The organism is Polycladidibacter hongkongensis (genome assembly GCF_001561995.1).
GTDB lineage: Bacteria > Pseudomonadota > Alphaproteobacteria > Rhizobiales > Stappiaceae > Pseudovibrio > Pseudovibrio hongkongensis.
Genome location: NZ_LLWC01000008.1, coordinates 434,129 through 446,123, shown reverse-complemented (window position 1 = coordinate 446,123; position 11,995 = coordinate 434,129). Strand labels below are relative to the sequence as shown.

Sequence of the window (11,995 nt, the reverse complement as noted above, 5' to 3'; positions counted from 1 at the left end):
AAAACACCTTGTCAGGTGTTTGAACAAAGGGCTTGGAAAAGGGCAGCGTAATATGTTTAATCAAACTGTCCGGAAATCGGGCGGAACTCCAGAAAAGGCAGCAACCCATGAAGCGGACACTTCTCGTGATTTTTCGCTCCATCCAAGTATGACCAAGCGCTGTTTCGCTTTCCCGGTTTTCAACCAGTGGCGCATTGCAAACTTTGGGGTGTTCTTGCTCCAAGCATAAGCTAGCAACCGAACAGTGACCAGATCTGTGCTCAACGTCGACAAAACGTCCATAGTTGAGGAGCGGCTATTGCCTTCAAATAAAATTGCGGATTGCGGATTGCGGAAAATAGTGCTTACAGATCTCACCCAGCTCTTCTGGTTTAAGGCAAACATGAGCATAAAGATCTCGCCAACCCCATTTGCGCGGGTTTTCCGCTTGAAGTTTTAAAATGATTGCCACCAGAATATTTTGGGCTGCTTTAGAGAAAAAAGAATTTTTCTCTGACTTCGGTATGAGGTGGCTGGCGAGTTCGTGTGCATCTGCTTCATCGGTGCAGTCATAACCAATGAGCCATTCATAGGAGCGAGCATCTCCGGGGCTAAGCAAGATTGGCTTTGTTGGTCCATCATTACTTCCAAGAGTGCTTGTGAGAGCGCCTTTTAGATCAAGGACAATCACAGGCTTTCGCTTTGCGATCCAATCATTTACAAGGCGCAACATAACTTGAGTTTTGCCGCTACCAGTCCCACCGCGAATGAGATAGTGACGAAGTTCTTGTTTTAGCGATAAATGCACCCCATCAGTTAGCGCTACCCCTTCTCCGTTTCGCTTTGGTGGCGACTTAAGAGAGCTCTGGAATACACGCACAGCTTCGCGCCCTTCGAGCAATTGGCCACCTGAGATCACTCTCAATGTCTCAGGAGTTTTATCTAAATGCAAAAGGTAGGCCCAGGCGCCACTTACGAACGCGATAAGGGCGGAGATTTCGAGTAGGTACAACCGAGGCCATGTCGCCCACAGAATTCCCTGTTTGATGAGCGTGCTTTTGCAACGACTCCATTTGGCTTCAGCTCCGCTGTCCCAGAAAGATTGGACATGCGCATTCATACAACGAAGAGAGCCATATTCTCGGCTGAACGCGATGTCATGCCCTTGGGCTGGAAACAGTTCAAAACCTAGGATGTAAACTCCAACCGCGATGAAACCAGAGCTCATTGAGATGAGAACCAAGCGATAAAACAGTGGCATTTATTGATCCTCCGGGCTCGAGTTAAGGAGCTGTGCAGCAGAAACAGCAAGTTCGATGAGCGCATCGATTTTTTGAAAGCTTTCGTCGAGTTGAGCTTTAATGATGTCGAGAGATTCATCAGGTGTAGTTTTGGTGCTATCCGCTTGGAGCCCATCGTGGATGAGCTGCCTTGCGACGACGGATTTTGAGGTACTCAAGGTAAGAGCTCGTATCTCAAGAGAACGTTCAGTTTGCTCTTCTAGCCTTACCGAGAGGGTCGAGGTATTTTTGTTGCCTTTAGCTCTGCTGCGAACGGTTATGACGCCACCTCCTCAGCGAATGAGATCACGTGAGTTGGCTGGTTTAATCGGGAATGAATGCAGCGCAGAACTTCTTGCGTACGTTCTGTATCGTCGGAACTGGGAGGGCAGTTGCTGGGAAGCACGTAACCGTGAAGTCCGTTCCGAGTTTCCGAAATGTTCAACTCCTCCAAAGGAGGCAAGCCATTCTGCTCAAGCCAGAAACGCCACTGATCTATCTTCCATTGCTCATTAAGCTTGATGAACAGCGCGGGGATCGCTCGCCGCCTTTCATTGGGCGGCGGCGCGTCTTTGCGCGCGCTTAGGTTTTTGTTTGGTTTATTCTCTTTATTTGGGGGACACTTTTGTCCGTGTTCTCTGGACAGATTTGACCGCGTTTTGAGACAGTTCTGTCCTGCTTCTTTGGCAGGAAGGGGGACAACTTTGCCCGTCTTTTCCCGTGCCTCGCAAGCCGCTAGAATCGTCTTCTCAGTCGGGCGGTATCTTGTGCTGTTGGTGCAGCCGTTGCCACGAGCCACTTTGAACCATTCGTGCTGCTCTAATTCGCGAATGGCTCTTTGGATGGTCTTAACGCTTTTGTTCAAAGCGTCTGCAAGTGTTTTATAGGACGGCCACGCCTCTTCGGTGTGGCCGTTTATATATCGAGTGACAATGAGTGCTCCCAGACACTTTGCGAAGGGGCTTAAGTCTGGATCACAAAGCAACTGCTCAAGCCATTGCAGTTTGATTTCTCGGAAGGGCCGGCGCTCAGACATGAGCGCCTCCGAAGAAAATACAAGAGGGCCAAGATTGTTCTCTAAAAGATCGGAGCAGATCCCTTTTAGGAAGGGTATGCAGACAAAGCTAATTTTAGCTGTATTGTAATATCTGCTAAGTCATTGAAAAATATGGTGCACCCGATAGGATTCGAACCTATGGCCTCTGCCTTCGGAGGGCAGCGCTCTATCCAACTGAGCTACGGGTGCCAAGCAGCCATTTGCGCTGCGGAACGGGTTGTTCTTTACCTGATCCTGCAGCGCACGGCAATCACCAAGTTTGGCTGGAGCGCAAAAATGTGGAAAGCGCTACCAGTTTCAAGTTGTTATCGAGAGACGCATATCAAACTGCCTGCGACTGATTGGCGCCAAAACCTTGCCATTTTGGCATATTATCCAGAGTCGGTTGCGCAAAACTCTGCTTCGCAAAGCTGAACCATTGCCCGCCACCTGCAATCTGCCCGTGCGCCCTATCAATTGCCACGTCTCCCAGATGGCAACGCAGTAAAGTTCCAACTCCGCCATGGCCCGCGAAAAACAGCGTATCTTGAACCGGATACATTTCAATTAGCTTCTGTATTGCATTCACGACCCGGCGCTGCGCATCTAATGCCCGCTCCCAACCTTCCACACTGACTGCTGGCCGACTGAAGAACTCTTTATCTACGGCCTCGAACACATCCTGTTCTAAAAAGCCTGTCGCGGAACGCTCGATCTCATGTAAATCAGGAATGACGACAGGATCTATTCCCAAGTGGGATCCAATAATTTGCGCGGTTTCAAAGGATTTTCGCTCTTTGCTTGCGAAAATATGATCAACTTCTATCAGCCAATTTTGCGTAAGGCCGCTCTCTATTTGATTTCGCCCGGTATCAGATAAGCTCCATTCTGTGACAGGGCGCGCAGGATCGATATCGACTTGCGGGTGAGTTAGGTAATAGCACTTTCCCATTCAGGTCCCTCCAAACACATAATGGAGGGTGACATGCTACCCCTCCTCGACAAACAATTTCAGTAAATAGTAGGCGATTGATATGTCAGGGGGACAAAACAGCCCTGACGTTGCGGTGCCTGCGAGCATTCTGGCGAGCTCTTGTTTGGAAAACCACGCGCAGTCTTCCATTTCTTCATAATCAATGCTCAGCTTAGTCGATCTCGCCGTAGCATGAAACCCCACCATCGCACAGCTTGGAAATGGCCAGGGTTGACTCGCTTTGTAATCGACGTCTTCTACCTCGACACCCGCTTCTTCAAAAGTTTCCCGGCGGACAGCTTGCTCAAACGTCTCACCTGGTTCGACGAAACCGGCCAGTGTTGTGTACATATTCTCAGGCAAATGATAGGGACGCCCAAGAAGGCAATTATTGCCATCCTTTACCAGCATAATGACTGCCGGATCAGTTCGGGGAAAATGCTGCGCCCCGCAAGCGGGGCAATCACGCCGGTAACCGGCCTCCGCCATTACAGTTTTTTTGCCACACTTTGAACAGCAAGGGTGGGTTTCATGCCAATTCAGCAAAGCTTGCGCTTGGGCAAGAAAGCCTAGTTGATCTGGGGTGTGCTGCCGGCTCAGGGCAAGTGTTCGCAGCCCTTGTGCAGATAGTCCGCCCTGCTGCGTCAGCGCTTTACCCTGCATATAGCTTTCAAACTCGTCATCATCGCCAAAGAATGCTGCCGATACCGAAAAAATTGGCGCGTCTCCCTGACGCTTATCAACACCAAGCAGGATCACTTGTTGCCAATCAACAGGGTAAGCCTCCAGCTCATCGCGGGTAAACAGAGAGGTCGCGAGGGCCCCTTCCTGTTTGCATAGAAACTTGCCATGAATGCGCAAGGTAAAGCGAGTGTCTTTTGCACCAAAAAGCCGCTCTATAATCTCCGGTTTTTTCCGTTGAGACCCGAGGCGATCTAACCGATTGTCCGAGTAGGCGAGAAAATTTGAAGCCTCAGCGGGGGTAAAAGGCGTGCTGTACATTGGATTCTCTGGTGCTAATTCTTGATAGGAGGCAGGAAACTTTTTTGTTCTGATCGGAACCAAACAAAGCAGGTGAACATTGCTTTGGCAAGAGTTAAAGTAGCCAAAGCCTATTGCCGCGTACGGTTTCAAGACCTGTGGATTTGGCAATAAAAGCCGGAGTTTCTTCGCAAATGACGTAAATCTGCTTGCAATGCCAAGGGATATTGCCCATATAGCGCGTGGGAGGTTGGTGGTGGACGAACCACTCGCCAACCGGGTCAGGTCCGGAAGGAAGCAGCCCCAACGAGCATGGTACGGGTCATCGTGCCAGCCTCCCACCTTTTCGCAGTCCCGCGCCTACCTCGACAAGCGGCCGGTCTTCGTCTTGAATGGCCGGGAAAGTTAGGTAACCTGCACTCAAGCAGGTTGTTGGCGGGGCAAGAATGCAAGATACTGATTCTCCAATTGAGACTACCGAAGCGGTGACAACGCAAAAGACCAGCGACAGCACCGGTTATCGCGTCCTTGCGCGTAAATATCGCCCCTCTACATTTGATGATCTTTATGGGCAGGAGCCCATGGTCCAAACGCTACAAAATGCGTTTGAGACCGGCCGCATTGCCCAAGCATGGATGCTCACCGGTGTGCGCGGGGTTGGTAAAACCACCACAGCACGCATTCTGGCGCGTGGCCTTAACTACGAGATACCCGGCGAGGTGGATCGCCCGACGATCAGGTTAGAGCGCCCCGGCGTACACTGCGAGGCCATTATGGAAGGCCGGCATGTGGATGTTATCGAGATGGATGCCGCCTCGCATACCGGTATTGGCGATATTCGCGAGATCACGGAATCTGCCCGTTATCGCCCGGCCAGCGCGCGCTACAAAGTCTATATTATTGATGAGGTGCACATGCTCTCCAACGCGGCCTTTAACGGGCTGCTGAAGACGCTGGAAGAGCCGCCAGAGCATGTGAAATTTATCTTCGCGACAACCGAAATCCGTAAAGTTCCGGTGACCGTGCTTTCCCGTTGCCAGCGCTTTGATCTGCGCCGTATTGAAAGCGGCACCATGGTGCAGCTTTTACGCAACATCAGCGAGAAGGAGCACATCAATATTGATGATGAAGCGCTGACGCTGATTGCTCGTGCTGGTGAAGGTTCTGCGCGCGATTCACTCTCCTTGATGGATCAAGCAATTGCACATGGCGGCGGGCGTATCGGCGCGGATGATCTACGCCATATGCTTGGCCTTGCGGACCGATCTCGGATTATCGATCTTTTCGCGCATGTGATGAAAGGTGATGTGGGCGCTGCGTTGGATGAGCTGAAAGCGCAGTATGATGTGGGGGCAGACCCTGCTGTGGTGCTCTCCGACTTGGCGGAATTCACCCATTTGGTTACTCGTTTAAAGGTAGTGCCGCACGCCGGGGATGAGAGCGCAGTTACCGAAAGCGAGCGCGTGCGCGGCAAGGAGTTTGCGACCCAGCTACCAATGCGCGCGCTCTCTCGAAGCTGGCAGATTCTCCTGAAAGGAATTAGCGAAGTACAAAACGCACCAAAGCCGCTGGCTGCTGCTGACATGGTGTTGGTGCGGCTTTGTTATGCTGCAGATTTGCCTGACCCAGAAGAAGCCCTCAAGCTTATCCGCTCTGGCGGTTTTGGCAATCCACCAGCGAGCAGCCCTACGGACGCTGGCGGAAATGGCAGCGGGGGTGGTGGCGCGCGCGCTATCGCCGGAGGCGGAAGTGCCCAACCCGTAAGTGTGGTTGCAAGCCAACCGCAAGGGGCGCCTGTTGCCCGCGCCGCGGAAGAAAATGAACGCATAGCGGTGCGCAGTTGGCAAGAAGTTGCCGATCTGGCGCGCAAGATGAAAGACATCCCTATGAAAGTCACCATTGAGCGCTCTTTGCGCTTGGTGAACTTTCAGCCGGGGCGCATTGAAGTCTCACCAACAGAGAATGCCAGCGCGGATGCTGCGGGCGAGCTTGGCCGCAAGCTCAGTGAGTGGACCGGCCGCCGCTGGCTGGTGGCCATCAGCCGAGAGCAAGGACGGCCAACCTTGCAAGAGGAGCAGGAAGCCAACAAACGCCAACTGGTTTCCGATGCGCATTCCGACCCTGAAGTCGCGGCTATTTTAAAGGTGTTTCCCGGCGCCAAAATTGTCGATGTCCGTGTACTGCGCGAGGAGATTGAAGCCTCGCAAGAGCAAGCCACACTCGGCGCTGTTGAGGCTTTCGACGAAAACAATTGGCTTTAAAAGCGGCTTACCCTTTACCACATATAAGCTAAATATGCGGGCACACCCCTGCCCGCCCAACGACGGAGTCACCTATGGACTTTATGAAAATGATGAAGCAGGCCAAGCAGATGCAGTCGAAAATGGCTGAACTGCAGGATAAAGTGGCCGAACTTAGTGTTGAAGGCGTTGCGGGCGCTGGCCTTGTCACTGTGTCGCTTAATGGCAAAGGCGAAATGACCGGCCTGAAGATTGACCCGTCTTTGGTGAAAGCCGATGAAACAGAGATTCTGGAAGACCTAATACTTGCAGCACACAATGATGCAAAAGCCAAAGGCGAAACTCTCGTGCAAGAGCACACGCAGGATCTAATGTCCGGCATGGGCCTACCAGCGGGCATGAAGTTGCCATTCTAAGTCTGCGAGACTAAATTCCTTGGAGTGTGTGCGGGCTATCGCGGCCCGACGCACTTCGTTTTTTTACATTCCTGCCAGCTTAGTAGGTCTCATGAGCACACGCCGCGTTGCCGGACCAGAAATTGAAAAACTGATCCAGCTGCTTTCCAAACTGCCCGGGCTGGGGCCACGCTCTGCCCGTCGGGCGGCACTGCACCTCATTCAGAAGAAAGACCAACTGCTGAGGCCGCTGGCCGAGGCAATGGGAATTGCGGTTGAGCATGTTGGAATTTGCTCCACTTGTGGCACCGTTGATACGTGCGACCCTTGTAGCATATGCGCTGATAGCCGCCGTGATCCTGCTACATTAATTGTGGTGGAGGATGTTTCGGATCTATGGGCTCTGGAGCGTGCGGGCACGATGAATTGCCATTATCACGTGCTTGGAGGTAGATTATCGCCGCTTGATGGCATCGGGCCAGATGACCTCAATATCAAAAAACTGGTGGAGCGGGTCGATCAGGGCCAGATCAAAGAAGTTGTGCTTGCGGTGAATGCCACTGTTGAGGGGCAAACGACCGCGCACTACATCACGGATATGCTTGTTGATTGCAAGAATGTGCATGTCTCACGGCTGGCACACGGCGTGCCGGTTGGCGGTGAGCTGGACTATCTTGATGAAGGCACTTTGGCCCAAGCGCTGCGGGCGCGGACAAAATTTTGAGCTTTAACGCTGTTTTTTGCCGCAAAGCTGAGCTATTTCTCTGGATAGAGAGACACAGTATTCCAAAAGGTCGGGGACATGATGAAGGTTGAGCAAGGGCCGAACGCCAAAGGACAGGGTGAGCAAAATCCGCTATTGAAGCTGGCGCTGGAAATGGGGCCGTTGGCAGTATTTTTTCTGGCGAATTCCCGCGGCGCACAGCTGGCAGAAGCTTTCCCCGGTTTACAAGCCCTTGGCGGACCGATCTTTATCGCCACAGCGGCCTTTATGGTGGCAATAACGATTTCCCTCGGTGTGTCTTATTACCTGACCCGCGCCTTACCGATTATGCCACTTGTCTCAGGTGGTGTTGTATTGGTGTTCGGCGCATTAACGCTGTTTTTACAAAACGACCTGTTCATCAAACTAAAACCGACCATCGTCAACTGCCTGTTTGGTAGTGTTCTGCTTGGCGGTCTGTTCTTTGGCAAATCCCTACTGGGTTATGTCTTTGATAGCGCTTTCAAACTAGATGCAGAGGGCTGGCGCAAGCTGACCTTGCGCTGGGGACTGTTCTTTTTTGTTTTGGCAGCAATTAATGAATTTGTTTGGCGGACATTTTCAACCGACTTTTGGGTGCAGTTCAAAGTCTTCGGTTTTATGCCGATAACCATCGCCTTTACACTTGCGCAGTTGCCTTTGTTGCAGAAACACGCGCTGGAAGACGAGGCCCCACAGCAGGCCGACTAATCGGCCTGCAAACATAACTTCCAATTAAAGCGTGGCGCCTAGCGTGGTGCGCGCTTAGCCAAAATCCGCTGCAGCGTACGACGGTGCATATTCAAACGGCGCGCTGTTTCGGATACATTGCGATCACAAAGCTCGTAGATGCGCTGAATGTGCTCCCAACGAACACGATCAGCCGACATTGGATTTTCCGGCGGCTCTGCCTTTTCATTTGGCAGGCGTGTCAGTGCTGCGTAGACATCGTCTGCATCTGCTGGCTTTGAGAGGTAGTCGATCGCGCCGAGTTTTACGGCCGTTACCGCGGTGGCGATATTGCCATAACCGGTCAGAATTATTGCGCGCGCTTCAGGCTTTTTCATGCGGATTGCTTCGACCACATCTAGGCCACTGCCATCTTCCAACCGCATATCAACCACCGCATAGTCAGGTGCCTGAATGGCAACACGACCAAGAGCTTCTTTAACACCGCTCGCAATTTCTGTTTCAAATCCACGCTTCTGCATCGCGCGCTCAAGGCGGGTCAGGAAGGCGTGGTCATCATCGACAATCAGCAGGCGGCCCAGGGGGGGTACATCACTTTGATTCATGGTTACGGGTCCGACTTTTTCTTTTCATACCACTTAACTACTGCACGACAGGTTTCAACTTGGATAATTGGGGTGAAACCTGCGTAAATGGTAAAGCGAAAATACCATTCGTAGTTATTCTAATTCATATTAACTGGCACTTACTTGATCCATCGCATTTCTGGGCCATCTTATTCTAACAATCGCGCCTTTTTCTGGCGAGCGTCGATTGTAGAAAGTCAGTCTACCACCAGAGCGCTCTAACAAGGTCTTGGCAATAAAGAAGCCAAGACCAAGCCCGCCTCCCTTTTGGTGCGTCTTGGCAGAGGCGTCCTCATCGCTTATCGTGCGTTGTCGCTTGGAAACGTAGGGCTCTCCCATCTGTGCGATAACTTCTGGTGCAAAACCAGGTCCATCATCTGAGACAATTACCTCAACACGTTCCTCATCCCAAACTGCGCGCACTGACACGCGCATATCGGCAAAGTCGACCGCGTTTTCAATGATGTTGCCAAGCCCGTAACTGACGCCGGGGTCGCGGCGCCCGATCGGCTCCGGGCCTACGCCTTCAAGCTCGATGCGCACATCGACACCAAGGCCGCGATGCGCCGCGGCGGTATCTTCCAGCAGGCGGGAGAGTGGCATCTTCTGAAAATTCTGGTCGCTTTCACTGGAGAGCGAAGAAAGCTTCTTCAAGATTTCACGGCAGCGCTGCGCCTGCTGATAAACAAGTTCGGCGTCTTCGCGCAGTGGATCTCCCTCTTCAAATTCTCGGGATAGTTCTTTTGCGGTGAGGTAGATCGTACCCAGCGGAGTTCCCAATTCGTGCGCTGCGGCGGTAGCCAACCCGTCCAAAGCGGAAAGGTGCTGTTGATGGGCGAGGACCATATCACTGGCAGCAAGTGCTTGTGAGAGTTGGCGCGCCTCGCTGGCCACGCGTGTGGAATAGATCGCCATGAAGAACATGGAGCACATCAGAGAGAACCAGACGCCAACAATGTACACCGGAGGTAAGGTTAAAGTGGTGCCTTCCACCCAGGGCAAAGGCATGTGGTAGCCCGTGAGCAGGGTAACGAGCGTTCCGGCCAATGCGCCGAGTGCAACGGTGCTTTTAACGGGCAGCGCAGTGGCGGAAACCATAACCGGCGCGATAATCAGGAAGCAAAATGGGTTGCCAAGCCCGCCAGTGAGAAACAACAGGCCACCGAGCTGGGAAATATCATAGGCAAGCTGCATTGTCGCGCCGCGCTGCGACAGGCGCGTGCTGGAAGGCCAGCGAATTTTGAGAATGACGTTTAGCCATGCGGACACTGCGATGAGCACATAGGCATAGCCAATGGGGAGTGGGAAGCCAAAACCATAATAGACGACGAGCAGAGACAGCGTTTGGCCAATAACCGCAAGCCAGCGCAGGCGCACAAGCGTATCAAGCTTTACCTGCGTGCTCAGCAAGTTTTGCTGGCTGGTGGTGGCATGTAGCATCAAGTCACTCCCGCTGCGTCCTTCGGCAAACGAACCCTGCATAATGTCGCTGCGACTTCTTGCCAATGGTATTTATACTGAGTTACCCCAGTTCTGGCCGATGATTTTCCGCGAAACTCTTGTTTATGCATGTCCGGCGTGTTAGCCACACTCTAGTTTTATTGAAGACGCAAATAAAGCACCCCATTTTGGTTTTGGGGCTGGCTGTTATATTTGCCTCTAATCGGGACGACACGGATGAGTGAAAACCAGAACGGGCAGGCTCAAGCTGAAGCAGCTGCGCCAAGCATGAATGTTCTTGCCCAGTACATCAAAGACCTTTCCTTTGAAAACCCAAATGCGCCAGCTTCTTTGCAGCCTGGTGAGCAACCAAAGCTGGACATCAACGTGAACGTGGGTGCCAACCCTGTTGGCGAAAACCAGTTTGAAGTTGTGCTGACGTTGAACGCAAAAGCGAACACATCCGAGCAGGTGATGTTTGCAGTTGAGCTGGTTTACGGCGGTGTTTTCCAGGTTTCCGGCGTGCCACAAGAGCACCTGCATCCGTTTATCCTGATCGAGTGCCCGCGCCTCCTGTTCCCGTTTGCGCGCAACATTCTGGCAGACACCACCCGCAATGGTGGCTTCCCGCCACTGCTGCTGGATCCGATCGATTTCGCGGCTCTGTACCGCCAGAATCTCGCCCAGCAGGCTGCCGAGCAGCAAGCAGCGAGCGAGCAGCCAGCTAACTAAGCTCTGCAAAGCATTGCATAATTTGAAACCGCGCCCTTTTATCTAAAGGCGCGGTTTTTATTTGCAGGCACAGACTTGCGGAATTAGAGCGCGCTTTCGATCTCCGCCACAATTGCCTGTGCAGCTGCGCGACGATCCTCAGCCTTCAAGATTGGCCGCCCCACGACCAAGTAATCTGAACCTGCCGCTATGGCCTCAGCCGGTGTCATCACCCGCTTCTGATCGTCAAGCGCGCTGCCTGCCGGACGCACTCCGGGGGTTACAATGGCCATATCCGAGCCGACACGATCGCGCATAGCGGTGGCCTCGACCGGGGAGCAAACCACTCCGCCCATGCCTGCGTTGCGGGCATCTAGACCCCGGTCAGCAACCAGCTTCGCAACAGCGCCTTGATACCCAGCGGCTTGCAAATCTCCCTCATCCATAGAGGTGAGTACCGTTACCCCGAGCAGGCAGAGGTTTTCATCGCCTGCCTCTTTTAATGCGCTGACTGCCGCGCGCATGCAGTTTGGATAGGCGTGCAAGGTCACAAAGCGCATACCCATTTTGGCGATGTTGCGTACGGCGCTGGCGATAGTGTTGTCGATGTCCAGCAGCTTCACATCCAGAAACACCGAGTGCCCGGCTTGTGCGAGTTCTTCAGCAAACCGCAAGCCACCGGCGAACTGCAGTTGCATGCCGATTTTGTAGGTGCCGACGCTGCCCTTGGTTTCTTCGACGATTTGGCGCGCCTGTGCGATATCGGGCACATCCAGTGGGAGGATAAGGCGATCTAAAGCTGATTTTGGGCGGAATGACATGCAGGCTCCTTTATGTTTGAGGTGAGCTCAAGGCAAACGGTCGATTTCCTAACATAGCGTGCCAATAAAGGCCAGAGGTTG

At 52.8% G+C, this 11,995-nt stretch carries 14 protein-coding genes, 1 tRNA gene and 1 other RNA gene; 7 read left to right on the top strand and 9 right to left on the bottom strand.

Features of this window, described 5'->3' with window-relative positions; all coding sequences use genetic code 11:
• Positions 1 to 229: hypothetical protein (locus AYK82_RS18275; RefSeq protein ID WP_244265702.1), on the top strand; the 229-nt coding region annotated here is incomplete at its 5' end.
• Positions 230 to 304: 75 nt separating this feature from the next.
• Here the strand turns inward: AYK82_RS18275 and AYK82_RS03270 are convergent.
• From AYK82_RS03270 to nudC, 6 genes are all read right to left on the bottom strand, one after another.
• Positions 305 to 1,240, bottom strand: coding sequence for a type IV secretion system DNA-binding domain-containing protein (locus AYK82_RS03270; protein WP_068311256.1), 936 nt, complete (start codon positions 1,238 to 1,240; stop codon positions 305 to 307).
• The gene (locus AYK82_RS03265) at positions 1,241 to 1,438 is read right to left on the bottom strand and encodes a hypothetical protein (protein WP_068311254.1); all 198 of its coding nucleotides are present in this window, start codon (positions 1,436 to 1,438) and stop codon (positions 1,241 to 1,243) included.
• Between the two features lie 98 nt (positions 1,439 to 1,536).
• Entirely contained in the window at positions 1,537 to 2,295 is a 759-nt protein-coding gene (locus AYK82_RS03260; protein WP_068311252.1) for a helix-turn-helix domain-containing protein, read from the bottom strand.
• Between the two features lie 133 nt (positions 2,296 to 2,428).
• A tRNA-Arg gene (locus AYK82_RS03255) sits at positions 2,429 to 2,505 on the bottom strand.
• 133 nt (positions 2,506 to 2,638) lie between these two features.
• The gene (locus tag AYK82_RS03250; protein WP_068311249.1) at positions 2,639 to 3,247 is read right to left on the bottom strand and encodes a histidine phosphatase family protein; all 609 of its coding nucleotides are present in this window, start codon (positions 3,245 to 3,247) and stop codon (positions 2,639 to 2,641) included.
• A 36-nt stretch (positions 3,248 to 3,283) separates the two neighbouring features.
• Positions 3,284 to 4,270, bottom strand: a complete 987-nt coding sequence (gene nudC, locus AYK82_RS03245; RefSeq protein WP_068311341.1) for an NAD(+) diphosphatase — start codon at positions 4,268 to 4,270, stop codon at positions 3,284 to 3,286.
• A gap of 224 nt (positions 4,271 to 4,494) precedes the next feature.
• On the opposite strand from nudC, the gene ffs reads away from it, so the two are divergent.
• The 5 genes from ffs to AYK82_RS03220 all read left to right on the top strand — a co-directional run bounded on the left by ffs (position 4,495) and on the right by AYK82_RS03220 (position 8,337).
• An RNA gene (gene ffs, locus AYK82_RS03240) (signal recognition particle sRNA small type) lies at positions 4,495 to 4,591 on the top strand.
• A 104-nt stretch (positions 4,592 to 4,695) separates the two neighbouring features.
• Positions 4,696 to 6,510, top strand: coding sequence for a DNA polymerase III subunit gamma/tau (locus AYK82_RS03235; RefSeq protein ID WP_082733701.1), 1,815 nt, complete (start codon positions 4,696 to 4,698; stop codon positions 6,508 to 6,510).
• Between the two features lie 74 nt (positions 6,511 to 6,584).
• Positions 6,585 to 6,905 (top strand): YbaB/EbfC family nucleoid-associated protein, encoded by a 321-nt coding sequence (locus AYK82_RS03230; RefSeq protein WP_068311244.1) that lies wholly within the window; start codon positions 6,585 to 6,587, stop codon positions 6,903 to 6,905.
• Positions 6,906 to 6,996: 91 nt separating this feature from the next.
• A complete protein-coding gene (gene recR / locus AYK82_RS03225; protein WP_068311238.1) occupies positions 6,997 to 7,608 on the top strand; it encodes a recombination mediator RecR in 612 nt (203 codons plus the stop codon).
• 81 nt (positions 7,609 to 7,689) lie between these two features.
• Positions 7,690 to 8,337: a septation protein A gene (locus tag AYK82_RS03220; protein ID WP_068311236.1), complete on the top strand. Its 648-nt coding sequence runs from the start codon at positions 7,690 to 7,692 to the stop codon at positions 8,335 to 8,337.
• Between the two features lie 38 nt (positions 8,338 to 8,375).
• Here AYK82_RS03220 and AYK82_RS03215 read toward each other — a convergent pair whose 3' ends face one another.
• Both AYK82_RS03215 and AYK82_RS03210 read right to left on the bottom strand, forming a co-directional pair.
• Positions 8,376 to 8,921 (bottom strand): ActR/PrrA/RegA family redox response regulator transcription factor, encoded by a 546-nt coding sequence (locus AYK82_RS03215; RefSeq protein ID WP_068311234.1) that lies wholly within the window; start codon positions 8,919 to 8,921, stop codon positions 8,376 to 8,378.
• A 129-nt stretch (positions 8,922 to 9,050) separates the two neighbouring features.
• A complete protein-coding gene (locus AYK82_RS03210) occupies positions 9,051 to 10,382 on the bottom strand; it encodes an ActS/PrrB/RegB family redox-sensitive histidine kinase (RefSeq protein WP_068311339.1) in 1,332 nt (443 codons plus the stop codon).
• Between the two features lie 237 nt (positions 10,383 to 10,619).
• Between AYK82_RS03210 and secB the strand changes: the two genes are divergently transcribed.
• A complete protein-coding gene (gene secB, locus AYK82_RS03205) occupies positions 10,620 to 11,114 on the top strand; it encodes a protein-export chaperone SecB (protein ID WP_068311232.1) in 495 nt (164 codons plus the stop codon).
• An 83-nt stretch (positions 11,115 to 11,197) separates the two neighbouring features.
• On the opposite strand, the gene pyrF is transcribed toward secB, so the two are convergent.
• The gene (pyrF, locus tag AYK82_RS03200) at positions 11,198 to 11,914 is read right to left on the bottom strand and encodes an orotidine-5'-phosphate decarboxylase (protein WP_068311230.1); all 717 of its coding nucleotides are present in this window, start codon (positions 11,912 to 11,914) and stop codon (positions 11,198 to 11,200) included.
• Between the last annotated feature and the right edge of the window lie 81 nt (positions 11,915 to 11,995).

Excerpts from the sequence above, each read along its gene's own strand:
- AYK82_RS03270 (WP_068311256.1), bottom strand. The coding sequence starts at position 1,240 with ATGCCACTGTTTTATCGCTTGGTTCTCATCTCAATGAGCTCTGGTTTC.
- AYK82_RS03260 (WP_068311252.1), bottom strand. The coding sequence starts at position 2,295 with ATGTCTGAGCGCCGGCCCTTCCGAGAAATCAAACTGCAATGGCTTGAG.
- AYK82_RS03250 (WP_068311249.1), bottom strand. The coding sequence starts at position 3,247 with ATGGGAAAGTGCTATTACCTAACTCACCCGCAAGTCGATATCGATCCT.
- nudC (WP_068311341.1), bottom strand. The coding sequence starts at position 4,270 with ATGTACAGCACGCCTTTTACCCCCGCTGAGGCTTCAAATTTTCTCGCC.
- AYK82_RS03235 (WP_082733701.1), top strand. The coding sequence starts at position 4,696 with ATGCAAGATACTGATTCTCCAATTGAGACTACCGAAGCGGTGACAACG.
- AYK82_RS03230 (WP_068311244.1), top strand. The coding sequence starts at position 6,585 with ATGGACTTTATGAAAATGATGAAGCAGGCCAAGCAGATGCAGTCGAAA.
- recR (WP_068311238.1), top strand. The coding sequence starts at position 6,997 with ATGAGCACACGCCGCGTTGCCGGACCAGAAATTGAAAAACTGATCCAG.
- AYK82_RS03220 (WP_068311236.1), top strand. The coding sequence starts at position 7,690 with ATGAAGGTTGAGCAAGGGCCGAACGCCAAAGGACAGGGTGAGCAAAAT.
- AYK82_RS03215 (WP_068311234.1), bottom strand. The coding sequence starts at position 8,921 with ATGAATCAAAGTGATGTACCCCCCCTGGGCCGCCTGCTGATTGTCGAT.
- AYK82_RS03210 (WP_068311339.1), bottom strand. The coding sequence starts at position 10,382 with ATGCTACATGCCACCACCAGCCAGCAAAACTTGCTGAGCACGCAGGTA.
- secB (WP_068311232.1), top strand. The coding sequence starts at position 10,620 with ATGAGTGAAAACCAGAACGGGCAGGCTCAAGCTGAAGCAGCTGCGCCA.
- pyrF (WP_068311230.1), bottom strand. The coding sequence starts at position 11,914 with ATGTCATTCCGCCCAAAATCAGCTTTAGATCGCCTTATCCTCCCACTG.